Origin of the sequence: Actinoplanes sp. NPDC026670, assembly GCF_040638175.1 — a bacterium.
In the GTDB taxonomy this organism is placed as follows: Bacteria; Actinomycetota; Actinomycetes; order Mycobacteriales; family Micromonosporaceae; genus Actinoplanes.
Genome location: NZ_JBEZXU010000035.1, coordinates 31713 through 53298 on the forward strand (window position 1 = coordinate 31713; position 21586 = coordinate 53298).

The window sequence follows — 21586 nt, forward strand, 5'->3', positions numbered from 1 at the left end:
GCACGGGAAAGCGGTGCGCATTCCGGTGGTGGGCGACGGCTGGTGGTCCGGATCGGGCCGGGTAACGGTCAGTCCTGGTGCCAGGTGAAGATGATCCGGCGGCCGCGGTTGGCCCAGGCGTTGATCGGGAGGCTGCCGGCGAACGCGCCGAACCCGCCGATGCCGCCCTTCCACAGTTCGAGGGTGGCGATGCTGGTCAGGGCCGGGCCGAACAGGAACTGGCGGGCCTCGTGGGTGTCGTTCTTGGTCTCGATCCGGATCTCCGGGCCGGCGCCCCGATTGCCTTGTACGAACATGAAGTAGCTCAGTGACTTCCACCAGCGGATCCGGTCGACGGTCCGCAGGACGATCTCGAGGCTTTCGTCGTTGCCGAGCGCCTCGACGGTGAAGCCGATCCGGTAGCCGGGCTCGTCGCGGATCATCGAGTCGATGCCGAATTCGAGGCCCTCGTCGGAGCGGGGGTCGGTGGACATGGTGGTTCTCCTTCCAGACGGCTGAGGGTCAGAACGGCAGGGCGATGCGCAGCAGGTCGAGGGCCTCGTCCGCCCAGGCGAGGTTGGACAGGGTGGAGCCGATGTTCTGCGGCGGGCGGGTGACCAGCGTGTCGCGGCGCAGCAGGCGGTCGAAGTCGACGCTGATCGGGCCGGTGCGCGGCATGCCGGTGGGGGTGCGGAACTCGACGCCGGCCCGGGACATCACCTGGATGATCTCCTGGGCCAGGATGCCCGACCCGGTGACCGTCGGGTGTACGCCGTCGAGGGAGAACAGGCCGCCGGTGGCCCGGCCGCCGCGCCCGTCGGAGGTGAGGAAGTCCGAGGTGAACGGCGGGTCGAGGGCGGCCACCGGGGCGGGCAGCGGATACGGCCGCCACCACGGTGGACGGGCTGCCACGTCGGCCAGGTAGCGGCGGTCGGCGAGCCGGTCCAGCACGCCGGCCATGTCGAGCAGGTACCAGTCCTGGCCGCTTTCGCGCGCTGCCCGTACCAGATCGGTCATGGTGTCGTTGTAGGCGTCGACCGCCTGGTCGACCGCGCGGGCCTGGGCCGCGGTGATGTGCGGGTCGCGGGCCGGGTCGAAGTCCCGGTCCCGGATCCAGGGCCGGGTGTAGTAGGGAAAGTAGCGCGACCCGGGCGCCACCTTGCCGCCGACGCCCCGGCAGATCGGGGCGATCGTCACGTGCGGCACCGTGCACCAGATGACGTGCCGGGCGCCGATGTTGCGGACCCGGCCGGCGACCTCGGCCAGTTCGGCGGCGAAGTGTTCCGGCCGCCAGACCGTGTAGGCGCTCTTGCGGTCGAGGTCGCGAAAGTCGTCGCCGCTCCAGGCGACCTTCAGTTTGGTGACCGAGCTGACCGCGTTGTTGGCGCCGAGGAACACCACCAGCGTCTCGATGCCGTGTGGTGAGCCCTCCTTGCCGAGCTCCTCGGCCAGGTCGAACACCGACCGGTTGCGGGCGTGCTCGGGTTCGGTGGGGTAGACGCGCAGCGCGGCCCGTTCGGAGTCGTTCTGGACCCGCTGCTGGAGGAAGTCGTCGGTGGGGGTGCCGAGCCGGGCCAGGAACCGGTTGACGGTCTGGTCGAGGGCGTCGCGCAGGTCCCAGCCGTACATGGCCAGGTTGTGCGGGATGCCGCTGGTGCGGGGGATGGCCGAGCCGGGTCCGCGTTCCCAGTAGTCCTCCAGGCCGTCGAGCCATTGCCGGCCGGTGAACAGGGCGAACGGCAGTTCGAGCAGGTTCAGGTCGGTGCCGTAGCGCTGTTCGAGGACACGCAGGAGCAGTTCGATGTTGAGGGGCAGGCCGCCGGGGCCGCCGTACGTGGGATAGCGGAAGTCGTCGAGGCAGCCGAGTTCGTGGGCGATGATGGCCGGCGCGGACAGGTCGGTCTGGTAGACGGCGCCGCTCTGCATGCCGTGCAGCAGCGAGTCGCCGATGGTCACCAGGCGGTTGGGTGGGGTGTCGCCGTTGAATCCGGCGTCCACCTCGATGCCGAGGGTGGGGTCTTCGACCGGGGCGCGGGCATGGCCGTTGTCGGTCATGGCGTCTCCTTGGGTTCGACGAGCGAAATGGGGGCGACGAGCGAAATCGGTGGGCGGGAGCGCTGGAGGATCACGATCCGTTCGGTGAACAGGCCGGTGAGCCGGTGGTACGTGCTGGTGAAGTCCTTGCTGGGGACGGCGGCGTCGCCGGGTCCGGCCGGGCTCATCCGGGTCAGCCCGAAACTGGCCGCGCTGACGTTCCGGTAGAGCCAGTCGCGGTAGGCGGGCCGGAGGGTGGGGCTGTGGCCGTACATCTCGGAGATCGCCGTTTCGATTTCGGTCTGGCCGAAACCGGTCAGGTCGGGTTCGTGGAGGGTGGCGAGCGCGTCGGCGATGGCCTCGTGGACGCCGTGCGCCGGAGCCTGGAAGGGCTCCGGCGCCGGGTCCGCGCCTGCGGGTCGGGCGGGCGCGTTCATCGCGGGCCTAGAGGAGGCTCAGGATGATCGGGGCGATCACCGGGATGGCGTCGCGGACGAAGTTCCACGCGTCGCCCCAGAAGTCCTTGCCGGCCGGCGGCTGCGGCGGGGCCGGGACGTTCTTCGCGTCGGTGTAGTCCTTCGCGCCGGACAGGGCGCCCATGGTGTGCTGGGCGGTGTAGAGCAGCAGCTCGGTGGCGTAGGCCCGGAACTCCGGGTCGTCGCGCAGGTTCGGCGGCAGGTCGGCGACCACCTGCTTGAGCGACTTCACCGACGGGTTGAAGTCCTTGGTGAGCGCGCCGATGATGATCGGCGCGACCTGCTGGACGATGCCCCACAGGTCGGACCAGAAGTCCTTGTCACCGAGGACGGCCGGGTTCTCCAGCGCCTTGGCCGGCACCGGCTTGGGCGCGAACGCCTTGGCCGGGTTGACCTGCACCGCGTGCCGGTAGGCGTCGAGCAGCGGATAGACGATGGTGGTGAAGTCCGGGACGACGGGGCCGCCGATCGGGTAGTCGAAGTCCTTCGTGCCGCCGGAGGACATCGCGCTGTCGATCTGCGCCCGCAGGTTCTCGATGCGGGCGTCGAGCTTGTTGGTGGACATGAGGTTCCTCTCCTCTTCGGTGTTCCCGGTCGTGCCTGGTCAGAGCACGCCGGACAGTTGGCCGCGCAGCCACTCCCAGGGGTCGAACTCCTCCTCGGGAGCGGGCTGCGTGATCGGGCCGCCGCCGACCGGCTGCAAGGTGATGAAGCCGCGGTCGAGCAGCTGTGGCGGGCCGGCCGGGGTGAGCGCGCGTGGGGTCTGCCGCATGCCGATCGTCTGGAGCCGGGCGGTGACCCGGTCGGCGAGCGTGCGCAGCTGGACCGGGCCGGTGACCTCACGGACGATGGCGTAGGTGAAGGCCGACAGGTTGTCGGTGGCCGCGCTGCCGGCGGCGGCTGTCTCGTCGGCCTGGCAGGCGGCGAACAGCGCCCCGTTGAGGACGCTCCCGGCCCCGCTGCTCTTGGTCTGGAGCAGTTTCTCCGGCGCGGCGACCAGGTTCTTGGCGACGGCCGCGCTGTCGCCGGTGGCCTCACGGCCGAAGAACTTGAACTTGGTGACCTGGCTGGATTCGCCGGCGTGCCGGTCGGCGTCGGCGGCGGAGGGCTGCCACACCTTGGCCCGGATCAGCTGCGCGCCGTCGGCGGCGAAGAACAGTTTGTTCAGGCCGCCGGCGTGGCAGGCGTCGGCGACGCAGGTGAACACGCCGGGCGGGAGGCCGGCGGCCCGGTCGACGAGTTCCCGGTCGTGCAGGAAGCCGTCGTAGAGGCAGAGGACCTCGACCATGGTGTCGCCCTGCGGGAACCGGTAGCCGTGCGACGAGTCGAAGAACACCAGGGTGTCGCCGCTCTCGGCGCCGGCGACCAGGTCGTCGAGGGCGGCGCGGACGTTCGCCAGGGTGGCGCTGCTGTTGTGCAGCAGGGTGATCTCGGCGGCCTGGAAGCCGTACTGCGAGATCAGCAGGGAGCGGAACGCGAGAGTGTCCGCGACGCAGGAATTGAGATTGTTCCGGGGGTCGGGATAGATGTCGATTCCTACCAGCAATGCCTTGCGGGCCATGGGAACTCCTTTTCGGCGGTGCGGATTCCCATGGTGTTTTCGCGGACGCCTTTCCGGCGTCCGGGAGAAGACGTCAACGGCTACGCGGTACGGCGTACGCGCGATCGCGTATCCACGCCGGTGTGCACGTCATTGATCCGACATCGGAATTCGGATGAGCGGCTGACGACCGGCGCCCGGCAGCGGCCGAAGAATCGAACGATGACTGATGTGACGCTGCCGCCGGACGGCAGGTACGAGGGCGGTGGCGACGGCCTGTTCCTGGAATTGCGGAATGAGGCCACCGCCGCCGGGATGATCAGCGGCGACCTCTTCCTGACGGTCGGCAGCCGGCCGGTGTTCCTGGCGTCGTTCCGTACCGCCCCGGACGAGGCGGTGCCGGGCCGGGCCGGGCCGTGGCGGATGCGGTGCCAGGACTCCGAGGGCCGGGTCTCCGGCGGTGTGGTGGAGCTGCACCCGATGCCGGACGGCCGCCCGTCGGTGCGGCTGCGCCTGGACCGGCAGCTCAACGCGCTGCCGGCGGTCGACCCGATCGACGTGCGGGTCGACTGGACCGGGCCGGCGCTGCGGGTCCTGGAGGTGGAGGTCGAACGCGAGGTCGGCGTGACGATCCCGGACAGCGCCCGCGCGACGCTGCGGACCTGCCTGGCCGGCGCCGGTGTCGAGGTCCGCTACCGGGACGGCGGCGCGCTGATCCCGCGCCGGGTCCAGGGCTGGGAGTGGCACGAGGGCAACATCTACGGTGTCCTGGACGAGACCATGGCCGCGTTCGCGAACCCGGAGCGGTCCGGGCCGGGCTGGCAGGCGCAGCTGCTGATGCTGTCGCACCCGTTCGACGAGCGCAACGGCCTGTACGGGGTGATGTTCGACCTGGTGGACCGGCCACGGCAGGGCTGCGCGGTCTTCGTCGACGAGATCCGCGAGCAGTTCGGCGACCGCCTGGAGGACCACCACATCGCCTGGACGATGGCGCACGAGGTCGGGCACGTGCTGAACCTGGCGCATCGGTTCGAGCTGGAGGTGGGTCGGGTCGACTCCACGTCGGTGATGAACTATCCCGACAAGTACCGCGGCGGCGGGCGGCAGGCCGAGTACTGGCAGCAGTTCGCGTTCGGGTTCGATCCGGACGAGGTGTCGTTCCTGCGGCACGGGTCACGGCGTGCGGTGATGCCCGGCGCCTCGCCGTTCCATGACGTCGACTACTGGAGCACGGCGCGCGGCGCGAAGCCGGCGCATGTGCCGCCGGAACCGGACCGTGGCCTGGTGCTGACGCTGGTGGCGCCGCCCGGAGGTCCGTTGTTCGAGCTCGGGCAGCCGGTGGTGTTGCAGGTGCTGCTGTCCAACACCGGTGGCCGGGCGGTTGAGCTGCCGCGCAACCTGCTCGACGTCAAGGCGGGTTTCCTGCTGGTCATGGTGGAACGCGATCCTGGTCCGGGACCGGCCCGGCTCGCCGACGCCCGGGCGTTCGCGCCGATGATGCAGCGATGCTTCACCGACGTCACGCCCGGCCCGCAACTGCTGACGCCTGGCGCGACGATGAGCCGTAACCTCAACCTGACGTACGGCGCCGAGGGCCACCAGCTCGACCGACCCGGCTTGTACCGGCTGACCCCGATGATCACCATCGCCGACCAGGCGGGCCGCGGGTTCACCACGGTGATCCGCGGTGAGCCGCTGCTGATCCGGGTCGGTGCGCCCACCTCCCGGGAGGACGCCCGGGACGCCGACGCCCTGCTGCGGCCCGAGGTCGGCGCGTTCCTGGCGATCGGCGGCACCAACCGGCTCGGCGCGGTTCCCGACGAGTTGCGGGAGCTCGCCGCGCAGCGGCTCAAGCGCGGGCGGCGGGGCGATCCGATCGCCGCCGCGATCCACCGGACCCTCGGCATCCACTACAGCCGGACCTACCTGGAGTTCGGCGCCAGCGGGTGCGTGGTCGGCGAACCCAACCCGGTCGAGGCGGCGTTGCTGCTCGACGAATTGACCGGCAACGACCAGGCCATGGGCACCTTCGACCCGCAGACCGCGAGAGACCTGGTGGACCTGGCGGCGAAGGTCCGCCGCCGCGGCTAGGCCGGCAGGCTGTCGCCGCTGTCGATGCGGACCAGACCCGAGCGGTAGGCGACGATCACCGCCCGGGTCCGGTCCCGGCACTGCAACTTCATCAAGATCCGACCGATGTGGGTACGCACGGTCGCGTCGCTCAGGAACAGCCGGGCGGCGATTTCCGCGTTGCCCAGCCCGTACGCCAGCAGCACCAGCACCTCCCGTTCCCGGCCGGTGAGCCGCGCGACCAGCCGCGACGGGTTCGGTCCGCCGGCCGGCCGGCAGGAGAGCTCGACCAGCATGTCGCGCAGCACGATCAGGTCGAGCCAGGCGCCCGCCTCGGCGATCGCCCGGACCGCGCCGAGCAGCATCTCCGGCGGCTGGGACTTGAGCAGGAACCCGGCGGCGCCGGCGGCGAGGGCCCGCCACGCCAGCTGGGGGTGGTATCCGGCGGTCATGCCCAGCACCCGTACCGGCCGTTGCGGGCAGTAGCGGGCGCCGTCGCCGACCAGCCGGCCGATCGTCTCCACCCCGGTGCCGTCGTCCTCGGCCGGCAGGTCCAGCAGGACCACGTCGGGCAGGTGGGTGGCGGCGCCCTTGATCGCGTCCGGCCCGGCGCCGGTGGCCGCCACCACCTCGATGCCGGCCTCGGCGGCGAGCAGGGCGGCGATCCCGGCGCGGATCAGCGGCTGGTCGTCGGCGACCAGCACCCGGATGTTCACGGCCGGGTCGGGGCACGTAGGACGGCCAGTGCCCACCGCATGCGGGCGGCGGCGTACGCCGGATTCTCGCCGTAGACGGCGGCCATCTGCCCGGCGCATCCGGGCGGGCCGCCGTGGTCGTGTAACGCCTCGGTGATCGCGGCGCTCAGGACACTCGCGGTGACCGGGACGCCGGCCGGCAGCCGGGAGGCGAACAGTGCGGCAGCGCGGTCGGTGGCGGTGAGGTTCTCCAGGGTCATCATGTTTCTCAGCCTGGTTGCCTGGCCCGCGGGGGTCATCAGGGTGCGGACCCTGAGAATTAGGGGTCGCCGGCCAGCGCCGCCCGCAACTGCTCCCGGCCGGGCACCGCGAGTTTGCGGTAGACCGCAGCCAGGTGGGTCTCGACCGTCTTGATCGTGATGTAGAGACTCTCGGCGATCTCCCGGTTGGTGCGCCCGGCGGCGGCCAACCGGGCCACCGCGGCCTGCCCGCCGGTCAGCGCGGCCACGCCTGTCACCCGGGTCCGGCGGGGCCGGCCTCCGGCCGCCCGGATCTCGTCGCCGACCTTGGCGGCCAGCCGCGGCATTCCGAGGCGGGTGGCCAGATCAAGAGCTTCCGCCAATTCGGTACGGGCTTCGCGCAGCCGACCGCACCGGCGCAGCGCGGCCCCGTAGGCGGCGCGGACCCGGGCCAGCACGGGTTCCCGTGGGGTGCCGTCGCACGCGGCCATCGCCTCGGTGAGCAGGTCGACGGCCTCCCGGGCGGGCGCGAACGACGCCCGCCTGCGTAGCGCCGCCGCCAGCCGGTAGGACGGGCCGTGCCGGCGGCGCACGGCGAGTTCCCGGTCGGCTGCGCGCAGCGCCTGTGCCCGGTCGCCGAGGATCTCGTAGGCGTGGCTGGCGATCAGGTGGATCTCGAACTCGATCTCCCGTTCGGTGACCGGCGCGTCCGGGTGCCCGGGCAGCGCCAGCCGGGCCAGCGCCTCGGCCGGGCGGCCGCTGAGCAGCTCGCCCAGCGCGCCGACCACCGCCGGTTCGGCCGGGCCGCGCAGCAGGTGGGCGCCCGCCCCGGCGAAGTCGCCGCGTTCCAGGTCGATGATGCCGCGGGCGAAACTGGCCAGCGCCGCGTACATGGTCAGGCCGTGCCGGGCCGCGAACCGCTCAGCCTCGGCCAGCCCGGCCGCGGCCTCCTCGAAGTGGCCGCGGCGCAGATTGTTCAGCACGGTCCGGTTGGACCACTCGGCCTGTAGCCCCGGTGCGATCCGGCGCAGCCGCACCACCTCGGGCCGCAGCCGCTCCAGCACCGTCTCGGCGTCGGTCATCGCCTCGGCCGCGGCCAGGAACGCCGCCGACTCCAGGGCGGCCAGCACCTCCCAGTAGGTGAGCGGCCGGTCGGCCGGCAGGTTCTCGACGGCCCGGCGCAGGTGGGCCTGGAACTCCTCGGGCGGGCACTGGCCGGTGGCCCGGTGGTGGATCGCCGCGCAGACCAGTAGACGGCGCTCCTCGCCGGTGCCGGTCGGGAGCCGGTCGATGTCGATGTCGGCCAGTCGCGCCGGCGCCCGGTCGTCGGCGGTCTCGGCGGCCTGGAGCAGCAGCGCGGAGCGTAGCCGTACCTCAGCCTGGTCCTTGCCGTAGGGCTCGGCGGCGTAGGCCCGGCGCCGCAACCGGGAGGCGGCGTCGGCGTCGTCGAGTTCGTAGAGGACCTCGAAGAGGTCGGCCATGGCGGCCAGCGCGACCGGCCGGGCGCCGGTCTCGACCACCTCGCTCAGGTGTCCGCCGGCCTCGGTCAGGCGGCCTGTCGCGCGTTCCGCGGTGGCCAGCGACAGCAGCACGCCGGGCCGGGCGTCCGGGGTGGGCGGCTCGGCGACGGCCCGGCGCAGCAGCCGGCCGGCGGCCTCGGCCGAGCCGGTGGCGAGGTCCCGGCGGGCTTCGCCGACCAGCAGATCGACCACGTCGGACTGTGCGGCCGGCGGCGCGAGCAGCAGATGCTCGGCGATCTTCGCGGCCGGCGTCCCGGCCGCCCGCAGCACCCCGGCCGCCTTCGCGTGCAGGCGGCCCAGACGTTCCGGCGGGACGGTCTGCTCGACCGCGGCCCGGATCAGCGGGTGCGGGAACGCCACCGGGGCGGTACGGGCCAGGATCGACGACACCCGCAGCGACACCGCGGCGTCACCGGCCGGGTCGGCCGCCACCCCGGCCAGCGCGGCCACGTCGGCGAACGGGGTGTCGTCGCCGAGGACCGCGGCCGCCTGGGCCAGATCGGTGGCGATCAGCCCGAGCTCGCCCAGCCGCCGCCGCACCGTGTGCACGAGCGCCTCCGGACCTGCGGCGTCGAGTTCGGCGACCGCCCCGGCGGCCGGCGCGAGCCCGGCGGCGATCAGCGGGCGGATCAGTTCGCGCAGGTAGAACACGTTGCCGCCGCTGGCCTGGGCGCAGGCGGCGGTGAACTCGGGGTCCGGGTCACAGTTGAACGCATGCCGCAGCAGCGTCGCCACCCCGGTGTCGGACAGCGGCGCCGGGCGCACCACGCGAGCGCCGTCCAGGGTGGCCAGGCGGGCCAGCAGCGGCTCGGCGGCCGGATTCAGGCCCGGCCGGGCGGTGACCATCACCGCCAGCGGGGCGCTGCCCAGATCCTCGGCGGCGTCGGTCAGCACCCGCAGCGACTCGGTGTCGGCCCAGTGCGCGTCGTCCAGCGCGATCAGCAGCGGCCCGGCGTCGGCCAGAGCGGCCAGCAGCCAATGACAGCCGTAGTCGACCCCGGCGGCGACCGGCGCGCCCGGCGTGAACAGCGGCGCAGCGAACGCGGCGGCACCGGTCAGCGCGGTGGCCCCGCCCCGGCGGGCGACCTCCGGGCCGAGCAGGCGGCGCAGCAGCCCGTACGGCGCGGCGGAACTGAGGTGGGGGACCAGGGTGGCCAGCACCCGTACGCCCTGGGCCGGCGCGCGGTCACGGACGGCCTGGAGCAGCGCGGTCTTGCCGATCCCGGCGACGCCCTCGATCACCACGACCCGTGCCGTGCCGGTCTTGATCTCCTGGAGGCATGCCGTCAGCGCGGCCAGCTCACGCGTCCGCTCGACCATCGCGACGGGGCGTGCCCATGCCGCGGCGACGACTCTCGGCCGCCCGACCATAAGCCTGATCGTAGGCGGCGAGAATTGATCAAAATAGTTGGGAAAATAGATGAGTCAAGTGCCCGCTCAGTGTATTGACATTCACGTCGGCGATCGGAAACGTACTTAGTCGGATGTCTATTCCTGATCATTCCCGCCGCAGTTTCCATATGAAGGGAAGAGCGTTCATGTCCGACGGACTCCAGATAATGGTGATCGAGGGACCCGCCGGCCCGGTGCGGCTCGACTATTACCCGCCCAAGGTCCGCCAGGCCATCGAGGTGCTGACCACCTACCTCGACGGCTTCGACGCCGGACTCGCCGCCCGCGGCCACGGCGGCACCCCGCGGGCCCGTCCGGACTACGAGGACACGGGCCGGCAGGCCGCGGCCGCCGGCAACGCCGCCTTCGGCGCCGCATTCACGAGTTTCTCGGCGTGCGGGCCGGTGTTCGCAGCAGGTGAGGCGCCCCCGTCCGGGCGCGACATCCTGCTGCTCTGGGGCCCCGGCGCGGCCGACCGGGTGAACCAGGCGCTGAACCGTCCGCCGGACGAGCAGTGAGAGAGTCGCGGTACAACATCTGGGTCGACGACGGCCCGCGATCGTACGTCTACAACGGCGTCTCCGGCCGTGTCGTCGCAGTGCCGGCCGGCCAGCGCGGGCCGATCGGGGGCTACCTCACCGGCGACGACGGCGCGCCCGCCGACCCGGAGGTGCTGCACGCCCTCGCCCGCGGCCAGATGATCCTCCCGGACGACCTGGACGAGCTCGACCTGCTCCGGGAACGGTACGCGGCCACCCGCCGGAACCCGCACCGCTTCCACCTGACCGTGGTGACCAGTCTGGGCTGCAACTTCGACTGCCCGTACTGCTTCGAGGCCAAGCATCCGTCGCTGCTCACCGACGACGTCCAGCGGCGCCTGCTGGAACTGGTCGACAGGCGGCTGCCGGCGATCCGCGAACTGGCCGTCCTCTGGTACGGCGGGGAGCCCCTGGTCGGGCTGCCCGCCCTGCTCGCCCTCTCCGGTGAACTGCTGACCCGGGCGGCGGCGGCCGGGGTCGCCTACCGGGCGGCGATTATCACCAACGGCTATCTGCTCACCGAGCCGGTGGCCCGCCGGCTGCGCGATCGGGCGGTGACCGTGGCGCAGGTCGGTCTGGACGGCCCGCCCGAGGTCCACGACGCCCGCCGCCCGCTGGCCGGTGGCCGCGGCACGTTCCGGGAGATCCTGGCCAACGTCGTCGCCGTCGCCGGGATCCTCGACGTCACCGTCCGGGTCAACCTGGACACCGGCAACCTCGCCTCGGTGCCCCGGCTGCTGCGGATCCTCGCCGACGCCGGACTGGCCGGGCGGGTCGCGGTGAGCCCCGGTCACGTCCTGCCGGCCCGGGTCAACCTGCTCGCCCCGAGCGCGGGCTACGCCACCGAATGCCTGACGCGGCCCGCTTTCGCCGAGGCCGAGCAGCGGTTCCTCGAACTGGCCGGCTCGCTCGGGTTCGCCACCCCGCCACCACCCGCGCCGATCGGGGCGCCGTGCACCGCGGTCCGCGACAACGAGCTGGTGATCGGATCCCGGGGCGAGATCTACAAATGCACCGAGACGGTCGGCGATCCGAACGAGGTGATCGGAAACCTGCGCGACTGGCCGGCGGCGGGCGACCGGCTGTCGAAGTGGCTCACGTACGACCCGTTCAGCGATCCGGAATGCCGGACCTGTGTGGCTTTGCCGGTCTGCATGGGCGGCTGCGCCTACCACGCCATGAACGGCTCCCTGGCCGATTCCCGCTGCTCGACCTTCCGTTTCCGCCACCGTGAACAGGCGCTGCGGCTGATCGCCCGCCAGAAAGACGCAACCGAGGTACGCCCAAGGCGCCCCGCATAGCGGTGTCGCCGCTGAGCGGGGCGGCCCGTCGTCAGGTGCGACCCGGACTAGGATCCTGCATACCCTTCTTGGCGACCCCGGTAGTAGTAGTAAAGGCCACCGGAAATTGTCCTTGATCCGGCCGGGCATTCAGCATACGAACCGTTGCGGTCGCCGGCCCAGCGGCGCGGACTCTCCCCTCCCCAGTACTGCCCGCCGTTGTCGCACCTGACGACGGCCTCATAGGTCCAGTCCGGACCGTTGCCATCGCACCAGCCTCCGGCGACGTAGCTGCCGCGGTAGGGATAGCAGGTGCCGAGCCAGCCCGCCGCGGAAGCCGGCTGGATTCCGACGACCCCGCTCAGCGTGACTGCGGCAGCTGTCAGGCCGGCCGCAAGGATCGATTTCTTACCGCGCATCTTGGTCACCTCGTCTGATGAATATGGTGATTTCACGGAATCTTGTGGACCGGGCGGGCGGGTCACCGGCGGCGAACCCGTCGGTCGTGTCCCGCCTCGGTGTGGACAGAGCTGCTCAGCCGTTGGCGAAGTACAGCGTCAGTCCAGGGCAGTACCGAAGCCGTCGTACTTCACCTGGCAGGTTTTCTGATTGAGGGCCAGGGCCGGATCTGCCACCGTTATCGCCGCGGCTGTCGCGGCGAACGTCAGGACGGCCGCGAAAGTGGATATTTTCCGCATACTGTTCTCCTCCATCGCAGGTTTGCTCGCGGCTTCAGCAGAAGCCCGACTGGAGTTGTTCACCACGCCGGTCCCGCGGTGACTACCGATCGCCAGGGCGGCGACGCCGCCCGTGCCGGATGCCAAACCGAACAGGGGCATCGATCGTCGCGCATGGATCTGTAGGAAATCTGTAGAAAACCTGCGAATCGGTGAGATCAGGGCGTTTATCGGCTTGGACCTCAACGTCGGCCGTGCTCTTGCCACTGCCGGGCTACCGCCTCTGACCAGGTGATCGTCGTGGTTCGGGTGATGGTTCTGTGGCTCGATTCGGACCGTGGGTCGCCACGCAAATTTGGACGGTCTCGCTGTCCTACCATCGGAGGATCTGAATGAAGGGGGTCTGGCGATGCCCAGCCGCGTCAATCGAGAGACCGTCGACCTGTCGTCCTATCCCGACCTGGTGGTGGTCTACCTGGGCATGCGCGTCAACCGGCTCTACGGCCTGCGCACCCTGATGGCCCGCGCCCCGCGGATCGGCCCGTCGGACGACAAACCGGACGGGCTGCTCGCCCACGAGACGCTGCTCTGGTCGTTGTTTCCCATGCACCTCGGCATCCGCCAGTACTGGCGGGACCTGCCCGCGCTGCTGGCCTGGGCCCGCTCCGAGCCGCATCGCCTGTGGTGGCGCGACTTCCTGCGTGACAGCGGCGGCACCGGCTTCTGGCACGAGACCTACCTGCTGCGCGGCGGCATGGAGGCGGTCTACGACGACATCCCGCAGCGCCGTGGCTTCGCATCTTTCGCTCCGGTGCACCCGGCCCGCGGCGCGATGTTCGGCTCAGCGGCGCGGGTCGGCCGCCCCGAGGACGATCTCGCCCCGGTCGTCACCGAGGACGACCTCTACAGCCCCGGGACCGGGCAGTAGGTTGTTGCTGTGCTCCAGCGCGCTGTTCCGGACAGTCAGCGGAGTTCCGGGGCGCCCAGTTCCGGGTGCCGACGGCGGGAGGCCGCCAACCGCGGAAAGCTCTGCGCGATGACAGCCTGCTCGGCCAGGTCTACGTGCTCACCGAGCAGCTCATCAGGACCGTCAGGGTCATAGCCCAGGGGCCAGGCCCCGCTGACGAGGATGTGGGCCTCGGTAATGAATTCGTCGAACCACGAAGCACGGGCGTTCTTCGCATCCGACGCGAGTTCGACGAGGCTGTCCGGGTCCTCGATCGTACGCTCGACCGCCGTTCGACCGTGGGAGATGATCCAGTCCTGGGCATGAGGCAGATCCTCTTCCTCGACCACTCCCAGTAACAGGCAGAGCGCGTCGGTCACCGGCCAGGTGTAGAGGCGAGATCCGACCTGCTGCCAGATCCGAACGAATTCGACGATCTCGGTCGTGCCCAGCACGCGCAGGCGACGAAACAGCAGGCGTGAGACGAGCTCGGTGTCGCTCCCGCCCTCCTGCCGGCACGCGGCGATGAGTGCCCAGAACCCGCCTTCGTCCACTGCCCGAACGTAGCAGGCTCATTGATATGCCGTGATCCACGCGCGGGCCGGCCGCAGCAGTCGAATCAATTCGGCGCCCGGGTCGCGATATCGTCGATTTGGGGAATGGCCAGGAATCTCTCCAGTTCGGCCGTCGAGCCGATGGCCGGGCGAAGGTCGGCGCGATTCGCATACTCGTGGATCGCGCGGGCCAGGAATTCCGCGTCGACGCCGGCGGCCGGCAGCGACGTCGGGCTGGTGTGCCGGAGGCCGCGCCGGCGGACCAACTCGGGATGCGCGAGGTGCAGGGTCACCTGCTGCGCGTCGTGCGGGTAGGCCGCAAGGGGAGTGGCCAAGGCATCCCAGGGTGTGAACCGAGACCCGAACAACTCCCGGAACTCGATCCCGTCCGGGGTGAGTCGCGCGCCGAATCGTCCCAGCGCCGAACTCCAGAACGCAGCCAGCTGACCGGCGACGAGAATCGCAAGGATCGCCGGGAACCACCAGAGTTCCTCGTCGGCCGCGATGTCACGGACCAGCCCGCTCACCATGAGGACGGCGAAGAAGGTGTAACCGATGGAGGCGAGGACCACAGTCGGGTTCGCCGGGACGTCGAAGGCGGGAACCTCGGGTCGTGCCACCAGCTTCGCCGGGTGAAAGAAGCGGGCGGCGAACGCCGAGCACAGGATGAATGCGATGGGGGGCACGATGCCGGCCGCCAGCCTGAGCCCCAAGCCGTTCTCGGTGTTCCGGAGCAGCACCTGGAGGGCGACAGCAGTCAGCAGTGCCATGGTCAGCAGCGCCACCCGCAGTCGGGCCACCCACCCGAGAATCTGGATCATCACGGCGACAGGATAGGCGGCGGGAGCCCGGATCATGATCCGGCGTGCAGGCCCAATCAGGCCGCCGGCGGGTGGCATCCTTGGCCGGTGCATCGATCTTCGCGGGGAGCTGTTCTCGACCATGTCGCCCGCCGGGTTCCGGAGCTCAGCGGCGGCGACTGTCCCCGGGTGGCGATCGACGGTCCCGACGGCGCCGGTAAGACGACCTTCGCGGCGGAACTCGCCGCTGCCGTCCGTCTCCTCGGCCGTCCGGTCACCAGTGTGTCGCTCGACGACTTCCACAACGTCCGTGCGGTGCGTTACCGCCAGGGACGTGACTCCCCGCTCGGCTTCTGGCAGGACTCCTTCAACTACCCGCGGTTCCGCAGCGACGTTCTGGACCCGTTCGTGCCCGGTGGCTCCCGGCGTTATCGGCCGGCCGGCCACGATCTGGACACCGACGCGGTCCTCGACCCGCCCTGGCGCACCGCTGCTCCCGGTACGGTCGTGATCGTCGACGGGCTCTTCCTGCATCGCGACGAGATCGGCGACGCGTGGGACCTGTCCGTGTTCCTGGAGGTTCCGTTCGAAACCACGGCCAGGCGAATGGCGCAGCGTGACGGCACGAACCCCGATCCGGCACATCCAGGCATGCGGCGCTACGTCGAGGCCCAGCAGATCTACTTCGCCGCCTGCACGCCACAGCAGCGAGCCGACATCCTGATCGACAACGAGCATCCCGGCGAGCCCCGAATCGTCCGCGGCTGACCAGGGGACTCCCGGCCTTCGACGAGGCGTGTGGCGTACGTCGTGCAAGGGTTCCCTCATGCCTGGCCCGGCAGGGCCGATGGCCAGGCGTGTCACTGCTGCGTCTCTACGCTGCCCTGACTTGCCTCGTGGTGGTGACCTACCCGGCGTGGCCAGCAGAGCAGCAGGGCTGGCCGCTCGTCCTGGTCACCCTCAGCCCGTTGCCCGCGCTGGTCGCCGGTCTCCGCCGTGCCCCGGCGGGCACCCGGCTGGCGTGGTGGCTGTTCCTGAGCGGCACCGTCGTCTACGACGTCGGGAACGTCGTCTGGTCGTGGCTGCTCGCGACGGCCGGGCGGGCCACGGCTGACGCCGACCCGATCGTCGGCGTCACGATGACCGCCGGCGGCGCGCTGATCCTGGCGGCGTCGCTGGTCGTGGTGCTCCAGCGGGGCCGCGCCGACATCGGCGGGATCCTCGACTCGGTGGTGGTCGCGCTGGGGTTCGGTGGTGTGCTCTGGAGCACCGTCCTGCTGCCCGCGATGACCGCCCACGACATGTCGGCCGGCCACCAGATCAGCCGGTTCACCAACGTGCTGCTGCTGTCCGGCACCCTCGGCGCGCTGCTGCGGGTGTCGATCGTCTCCGACCGGCGGGTGGTGTCGGTACGCCTGCTCAGCGTCTCCGTCGGCTTCGCGCTGGTCGAGAACATCGCGTTCACCATGGGCGCGGACTGGGTGAACATCCCCTACATGGCGGCGTTCATCGCGGTCGGCTGTGCCGCACTGCACCCGTCGATGTCCGGGGTGGCCACCGCGGGGCAGGCCCCCGACGACCATCTGAGCACCGGCCGTCTGGTGTTCCTCGGCATCATGCTGGCGATCGCCCCGGTCGCCGGCGGTATCCGGGCGTTGCTCGGCCTGCCCGTCGACGGTGTGCTGCTGGCGGTGCTGTCGGCCGGCATGGTTCCGCTGGTCATGGTGCGGATCGCCAGGCTGTCCCGGGCCCGGCGCGAGGCCGAGGTCGCCCTGCACCTGATGGCCACCTCCGACCCGCTGACCGGATTACCGAACCGGGCGGCGTGCGTCGACCGGATCGACGCCGAACTGGCGTCGGACCCGGCCGGGCTGGCGGTGCTCTTCTGCGACCTGGACGGCTTCAAACCGGTCAACGACCGGCTCGGGCACGCCGCCGGCGACGCGCTGCTGATCGAGGTGTCCGACCATCTGCGCGCCGGGCTGCGCGAGAACGACCTGGTCAGCCGTTTCGGTGGGGACGAGTTCGTGATCGTCTGCCGGGGTCCGGGATCGGTCGAGGTGATGGTCGACCGGATCCGGGCGCTGGTCGCGCGGACGCTGCCGGTGGGCGCCGAGCAGGTGCGTATCGGTGTCAGCGTCGGTGTCGCCCACTCCGCGCCCGGCGACTCCACCGACGACGTGCTCACCCGGGCCGACCTGGCGATGTATGAGGCCAAGAAACGCAAGGAGGTCGGCGCCCTCAGCCTCGCGACGGCTTGACGTGGTCAGGGTGGGCCGAGTGCGGACAGCAGGGCGCCGGCGTCGGAGTGGTCGAGGACCGGGACCGGTGACCCGGCGCCGGTCAGGCTGAGCCAGCGCCGGCCCTCGGCGTCGGTGAACGCGACAGCGCTCCGGACAGCGCCGGGCCCGGGTGGTCCGGGCTCACCGAAGGCGACCTCGGCGAACGAGGTGGCCGACTCGTGCGGGCCGAGCACCGCGTGCGGATTGCCGTTCGACAGCCGGGGAATGCGCCACACGCCGTCGGTGTCGGCCCAATACAGGACCGGCGTCACGGTACGGATCGGGGCCCCGCTGTCATTACGCAGGGTGAACTCGGCCCGGTGCCCGTCACCGCGCACCCGGGCCTGGACGCTCACCAGCCGGGCCTGGTTGGCCGCGGCGGCCCGCCGTTCGGCGTCCGCCCGTGCCTCGTTGAGCCGGCGTTTGCGCATCTCATACAGCAGCCCGCTGACCGCCAGCAGGGTGGCGATGACGGAGCCGACACCGGCGATCCAATCCGGCACCGACCCCCAGTCGACCGCGGCCACACTCACGACCGGACTCCTGCCGACTCGGGCACACGCACCTCCAGAGTGGACCGACGCCGCTTCGACACGATTCGATGCTATCGGCTCCACCGGCGCGACGCGGCAGCCCGAAGGGCGGCCGTCGCTCACGACGGGAAAGCGGCACGCATTCCAGTGCTCAGCGACGGCTGGCGGTTTCGGCGAGCGCGACCGGTGCGCAGAGAAAGCCGGCGGACCGCTGTTGACTGGTTCGGAACAACGGTCGGCCATAGTGATGGCCGTGGAACTTCGTCAGCTTGAATATTTCATCGCGGTCGCCGAGGAGGGCAGCTTCACCAGAGGCGCCCGGCGGGTGCGGGTGGCCCAGTCGGCGGTGTCGGCGACCATCCAGAAGCTGGAACGTGAGCTCGGCCTGCCGCTGTTCGTACGGGAGGCCGCCGGTGTGGTGCTCACCGACGCGGGCACGGCTCTGCTGCCGGAGGCGCGTGGGCTGCTCAGCGCGGAACGCCGCGCCCGGGACACGGTGGACCAGGTGCGCGGCGGTCTGCGCGGGACGATCCGGATCGGCACCCTGACGTCGATCGGTGTGCGGCCGGCCTCGCGCGGTCTGCTGGTCGTCGACCTGCCGAAGGTGCTGGGCCGGTTCCATGTCACCCATCCACAGGTGACCTTCCAGCTGCGGACCTCGCCGCGGGGCAGCGCCGGCCATCTGGAGGCGATCGTCGCCGGTGAGCTCGATCTGGCGATGGTCGGCACCCGCAACCATCCGGACGGTGTGAAGCTGCATCATCTCGGGTCGATTCCGTGGTGTTTCATCTGCCCGCGCCGGCATCGGTTGGCCGACGCCACCTCGGTGATGCTGGAGGATCTGGCCGATGAGACGTTCGTCGACTTCCCGCCGGGCTGGGGCAATCGGACGATGACCGACCGGGCGTTCGCCGGTGCCGGCATCGTGCGCAACATTCCGTTCGAGGCGGCCGATCAGGAGACGGCTCTCGGCCTGGTCCGTAACGGGCTGGGTGTCACTCTGGCGCCCCGGGCCGGCAACGAGGACGAGGAGGGCATCGCGATCATCGACATCGACGACGACTCGCTGTGCCTGCCGATCGCGATGGCCACCCCCAGCGACCGGCACCCGTCGGCGGCCACCGCGGCGCTGCTGGCGAGCATTCTGCGGGCGGTGGGCCGGACCGAGGCCGCCTCCCCGGTGGTTGCGGGGAGACGGCCTTGAGCGGTACGGGTCAGCCAGCCGGCGGGATGTTGTGGTTGATCCGGAACATGTTGCGCGGGTCGAACGCACCCTTGACCACGGTCAGCCGCTCGAAGACGTCACGCGGATAGGCTCTGGCCACGGCGTCGGCGCTCAGGTCGTACCCGGAAAGGAAGTTGATCTGGGTCTGGCCCGTCGCCCATGGCGCGAGTGCCGCGGTGACGCCGTCGAGGGCCGGCCGGAAGTCGTCGGCCATGCCGGGTGCGCCGACGGCGGCGGCGAACAGCTGGAAGCCGGCGTCGCGGTGCTCGACGGCGCTCGGTGTCCGCGGCGGGCGGGCGAGCGCGCCGCCGAGCTGGCGGACCTCGATCATCAGCACCGGGATGTCGGCGTCCGGCCCGGCGACGGCCAGCAGTGCGTCGGCCGCCTCGTGCGGGAAGTCGCCGAGTTCGGCCGACACCTCATAGGTGGGCAGCGGATCGACCGGGTCGGCGTGGATGGCGGCGATCATCGGGTACGGCTTCTCGGTGACGTCGTCGATCAGCGCCGGCGCCGCCTCCCGCAGCCCGGCGATCAGCTCGGCGCCCTCGTCGGCCGACCCCAGATGCGCGATGCGCACGTGCACGGTGAACCGGCCGCGTAGCGGCTCGGGCACGAACGGCAGCGGCGGAAGCCGCAGGAACGCGACGGATGCGGTGAGCGTCTCGGGCGCGGTTTCGATCATTTTGCGGTACGCCGTGAGCACCGCACTCGCGTGTCCGCCCTCGAAGAAGAGCCCGCCGCCGTAGAACCTGGTGACCGGGAACAGGGCGACGGTCAGTGACGTGATGACGCCGAAGTTGCCCTTGCCGCCGCGGATCGCCCAGAACAGGTCGGGTTCGGTGTCCGCGTCGACGGTGCGGACCTGCCCGTCGGCGGTGACGATCTCCGCGGCGATCACGTGGTCGGCGGCGTAGCCGAGGCTGCGGCCCAGCACCGGGCTGATGCCGCCGCCCAGGGTGAACCCGACGACGCCGACGTTCGGCGAGGACCCGGCGATCGGGGCGAGCCCTTCCTCGGCCGCGTCGTCGACGAGGTTCTGCATCTCGACGGCCGCGCCGACGGTGGCCGTGCGCTGTTCGGCGTCGATGGTGATGCAGTCCATCCGGCGCACGTTGATCAGCACGGCGCCGTCCGCGGACACGAACGCGCCGTGGCCGGTGGCGACGACCGCCACCGGGAGGTCGTTGGCGGCGGCGAAGCGTACGGCGGCCTGCACGTCGGCGACGCAGGTGGCGCCGACCGCGACGACCGGATGGTGGATCAGGGCCTGGTTCCAGGTGGCGGTCTCCTCGGCGTAGCGGTCGTCACCGGGGGTCAGCACCGGTCCGACGACGTTCGCGGTCAGCCAGTCGAGGTCGAGGGTGTGGGTCATTTCGGGTCTCCTCTTATGTTGGTGAGGTCAGTTGGCGGGGCCGGCCAGCAGCCGGTCGCGGGAGGCCTGTGCGCGCTGCCGGACGGCGAGGGCGTCGACGCCGACGAGCGCGCCGTGCCGTTTGCGGAACTCGCCGTCGATCAGGACGGTGTCGACGTCGCGGGCGTCGGCGAAGAACACGGCGGCGGCCGGGTCGGCCGGCAGCCGCAGCGGGGACCGGCCGGTGTCGACGAGGATGATGTCGGCCCGCTTGCCCGGGGTGAGCGAGCCGATCCGGTGGTCGAGGCCGAGCGTGCGGGCGCCCTCGATGGTGGCGAACTCGATCGCCTGGCGGGTGGTCACCGGCACGGCGGCCGGGGCCTGGCCGGCGGCGAGCAGCCGGTCGTACTGGCGCAGCCGTTCGGCCTCGACCACCGACCGCATCTCGTCGAACAGGCTGCTGGGCACGCCGGCCACCACGTCGACGGAGAGAGCGGGCCGGATGCCGGCCTCCAGCAGGCGGCCGGTGACCGGGAAGCCGTGGCCCATCATCATCTCCACGCGCGCCGACACCGACACCGAGGCCCCGGCGCCGGCCAGCATCTTCAGCTCGTCGTCGGTGGACGTGTTGGCGTGCAGGAAGATCAGGTCCGGGCCGAGCAGCCCGCGGTCATGCAGCTGGGTGATCGCCCGCTGCCCGCCGAGCAGGCCGACCCCGACATGCATCGACGCGCGGACGCCCAGGTCACGGGCGAGGGCCAGGTCGTCGCTGGTGGCGTCGATGGTGGCCATCTCCGGGCCGCGGACCCCCAGGGCGAGGGTGAGCAGCTGGTCGGGGGAGTTGAAGTACTGCGCGGCGACCCGCCGGGCGTCCTCCGGGTGCCGCTTGTCGCTGCCCATGTACCAGGACGGGTCGGAGGTGGGCACGCTGTGGCCGAACACCGCCCGGATACCGGCCGTCCGCAGCGCCTCCACCGACGCGTCGGCGTGCTCCGGCGTGTTCATGATGTGCGCCCAGTCGAACAGGGTGGTCACCCCGCTGTCGACGGCCTCCAGCGCGCCGAACAGGGTGCCGTCGCGGACGTCGTCCGGGGTGAACAGCGGCGACAGGCGGCCGATGACGCCGGCGAAGTACTCGTTGAGCGTCCAGTCGGCGGCCACCTGCGCGAACGCGCCCTGCCAGGTGTGCCGGTGGGTGTCGACCAGTCCGGGCATGACGACCATGCCGCGGGCGTCCACGACCTCCGCGCCGTCGTCGGCGAGGTGCGGCGCGACCTCGACGATGACGCCGTCCTGGATGAGGACGTCACCGCCGGCGTGGTCGCCGACGGCGGGGTCCATCGAGAGCACGTGGCCGCCGCGGATCAACTTGCGAGTCATGACAGATTTCTCTTTCGGTCCGGAAAGGGATGCGACACCTACGATCGCGGACCTGGAGGGCTCCGTTGAACGAT

At 71.2% G+C, this 21586-nt stretch carries 22 protein-coding genes; 7 read left to right on the forward strand and 15 right to left on the reverse strand.

Going from position 1 to position 21586, the window contains the following annotated elements:
• Positions 1–68 precede the first annotated feature (68 nt).
• From AB0E94_RS30285 to AB0E94_RS30305, 5 genes are read right to left on the reverse strand one after another with little or no spacing between them, the layout of a single operon-like run.
• Positions 69–473: a hypothetical protein gene (locus AB0E94_RS30285; RefSeq protein ID WP_360332965.1), complete on the reverse strand. Its 405-nt coding sequence runs from the start codon at positions 471–473 to the stop codon at positions 69–71.
• Between the two features lie 28 nt (positions 474–501).
• Positions 502–2034, reverse strand: coding sequence for a hypothetical protein (locus AB0E94_RS30290; RefSeq protein ID WP_360332968.1), 1533 nt, complete (start codon positions 2032–2034; stop codon positions 502–504).
• Positions 2031–2450 carry a hypothetical protein gene (locus AB0E94_RS30295; protein ID WP_360332971.1) on the reverse strand — a complete coding sequence of 140 codons (420 nt, stop codon included), beginning with the start codon at positions 2448–2450 and terminating at the stop codon, positions 2031–2033. The genes AB0E94_RS30290 and AB0E94_RS30295 overlap by 4 nt, the downstream gene beginning before the upstream one ends.
• A 7-nt stretch (positions 2451–2457) precedes the next feature.
• Positions 2458–3054 (reverse strand): hypothetical protein, encoded by a 597-nt coding sequence (locus AB0E94_RS30300; protein WP_360332974.1) that lies wholly within the window; start codon positions 3052–3054, stop codon positions 2458–2460.
• Positions 3055–3093: 39 nt separating this feature from the next.
• Positions 3094–4050 carry a caspase family protein gene (locus AB0E94_RS30305; protein WP_360332977.1) on the reverse strand — a complete coding sequence of 319 codons (957 nt, stop codon included), beginning with the start codon at positions 4048–4050 and terminating at the stop codon, positions 3094–3096.
• 201 nt (positions 4051–4251) lie between these two features.
• On the opposite strand from AB0E94_RS30305, the gene AB0E94_RS30310 reads away from it, so the two are divergent.
• Positions 4252–6120 carry a hypothetical protein gene (locus AB0E94_RS30310; RefSeq protein ID WP_360332980.1) on the forward strand — a complete coding sequence of 623 codons (1869 nt, stop codon included), beginning with the start codon at positions 4252–4254 and terminating at the stop codon, positions 6118–6120.
• Here AB0E94_RS30310 and AB0E94_RS30315 read toward each other — a convergent pair.
• From AB0E94_RS30315 to AB0E94_RS30325, 3 genes are read right to left on the reverse strand one after another with little or no spacing between them, the layout of a single operon-like run.
• Entirely contained in the window at positions 6117–6815 is a 699-nt protein-coding gene (locus AB0E94_RS30315) for a response regulator transcription factor (protein ID WP_360332983.1), read from the reverse strand. The two genes, AB0E94_RS30310 and AB0E94_RS30315, sit on opposite strands and share 4 nt — an antisense overlap.
• Positions 6812–7057, reverse strand: a complete 246-nt coding sequence (locus tag AB0E94_RS30320; RefSeq protein WP_360332986.1) for a hypothetical protein — start codon at positions 7055–7057, stop codon at positions 6812–6814. The genes AB0E94_RS30315 and AB0E94_RS30320 overlap by 4 nt, the downstream gene beginning before the upstream one ends.
• 56 nt (positions 7058–7113) lie before the next feature.
• Positions 7114–9924: an AAA family ATPase gene (locus AB0E94_RS30325; RefSeq protein WP_360332989.1), complete on the reverse strand. Its 2811-nt coding sequence runs from the start codon at positions 9922–9924 to the stop codon at positions 7114–7116.
• Positions 9925–10091: 167 nt separating this feature from the next.
• Between AB0E94_RS30325 and AB0E94_RS30330 the strand changes: the two genes are divergently transcribed.
• Both AB0E94_RS30330 and AB0E94_RS30335 read left to right on the forward strand, forming a co-directional pair.
• Positions 10092–10463 carry a hypothetical protein gene (locus AB0E94_RS30330; protein WP_360332992.1) on the forward strand — a complete coding sequence of 124 codons (372 nt, stop codon included), beginning with the start codon at positions 10092–10094 and terminating at the stop codon, positions 10461–10463.
• Positions 10460–11785, forward strand: a complete 1326-nt coding sequence (locus AB0E94_RS30335; RefSeq protein ID WP_360332995.1) for a radical SAM protein — start codon at positions 10460–10462, stop codon at positions 11783–11785. Before AB0E94_RS30330 ends, AB0E94_RS30335 begins: the two co-directional genes overlap by 4 nt.
• Positions 11786–11832: 47 nt before the next feature.
• Here AB0E94_RS30335 and AB0E94_RS30340 read toward each other — a convergent pair whose 3' ends face one another.
• The gene (locus AB0E94_RS30340) at positions 11833–12183 is read right to left on the reverse strand and encodes a hypothetical protein (protein ID WP_360332997.1); all 351 of its coding nucleotides are present in this window, start codon (positions 12181–12183) and stop codon (positions 11833–11835) included.
• A 138-nt stretch (positions 12184–12321) separates the two neighbouring features.
• Complete coding sequence (locus tag AB0E94_RS30345; protein WP_360333000.1) at positions 12322–12603, reverse strand: hypothetical protein; 282 nt, start codon at positions 12601–12603, stop codon at positions 12322–12324.
• A 247-nt stretch (positions 12604–12850) separates the two neighbouring features.
• Here AB0E94_RS30345 and AB0E94_RS30350 point away from each other — a divergent pair, with 247 nt between their 5' ends.
• A complete protein-coding gene (locus tag AB0E94_RS30350) occupies positions 12851–13369 on the forward strand; it encodes a DUF4188 domain-containing protein (protein ID WP_360333002.1) in 519 nt (172 codons plus the stop codon).
• A gap of 35 nt (positions 13370–13404) precedes the next feature.
• Here the strand turns inward: AB0E94_RS30350 and AB0E94_RS30355 are convergent, their stop codons facing one another.
• Complete coding sequence (locus tag AB0E94_RS30355; protein WP_360333005.1) at positions 13405–13941, reverse strand: DUF4240 domain-containing protein; 537 nt, start codon at positions 13939–13941, stop codon at positions 13405–13407.
• Positions 13942–14006: 65 nt separating this feature from the next.
• Positions 14007–14765, reverse strand: a complete 759-nt coding sequence (locus AB0E94_RS30360; protein ID WP_360333007.1) for a hypothetical protein — start codon at positions 14763–14765, stop codon at positions 14007–14009.
• 84 nt (positions 14766–14849) lie between these two features.
• Between AB0E94_RS30360 and AB0E94_RS30365 the strand changes: the two genes are divergently transcribed.
• Together AB0E94_RS30365 and AB0E94_RS30370 are read left to right on the forward strand one after the other, a co-directional pair.
• Positions 14850–15509, forward strand: coding sequence for an AAA family ATPase (locus AB0E94_RS30365; RefSeq protein WP_360333009.1), 660 nt, complete (start codon positions 14850–14852; stop codon positions 15507–15509).
• Between the two features lie 89 nt (positions 15510–15598).
• A complete protein-coding gene (locus AB0E94_RS30370; protein WP_360333012.1) occupies positions 15599–17002 on the forward strand; it encodes a GGDEF domain-containing protein in 1404 nt (467 codons plus the stop codon).
• Between the two features lie 5 nt (positions 17003–17007).
• Here the strand turns inward: AB0E94_RS30370 and AB0E94_RS30375 are convergent, their stop codons facing one another.
• On the reverse strand, positions 17008–17556 hold the full coding sequence (locus AB0E94_RS30375) for a hypothetical protein (RefSeq protein WP_360333015.1): 549 nt from the start codon (positions 17554–17556) through the stop codon (positions 17008–17010).
• Between the two features lie 253 nt (positions 17557–17809).
• Here AB0E94_RS30375 and AB0E94_RS30380 point away from each other — a divergent pair, with 253 nt between their 5' ends.
• Positions 17810–18760, forward strand: coding sequence for a LysR family transcriptional regulator (locus tag AB0E94_RS30380; protein WP_360333018.1), 951 nt, complete (start codon positions 17810–17812; stop codon positions 18758–18760).
• A gap of 10 nt (positions 18761–18770) precedes the next feature.
• On the opposite strand, the gene AB0E94_RS30385 is transcribed toward AB0E94_RS30380, so the two are convergent.
• Together AB0E94_RS30385 and AB0E94_RS30390 are read right to left on the reverse strand one after the other, a co-directional pair.
• Positions 18771–20153, reverse strand: a complete 1383-nt coding sequence (locus AB0E94_RS30385) for an FAD-binding oxidoreductase (RefSeq protein WP_360333021.1) — start codon at positions 20151–20153, stop codon at positions 18771–18773.
• A 27-nt stretch (positions 20154–20180) separates the two neighbouring features.
• A complete protein-coding gene (locus tag AB0E94_RS30390; protein ID WP_360333024.1) occupies positions 20181–21512 on the reverse strand; it encodes an amidohydrolase family protein in 1332 nt (443 codons plus the stop codon).
• Between the last annotated feature and the right edge of the window lie 74 nt (positions 21513–21586).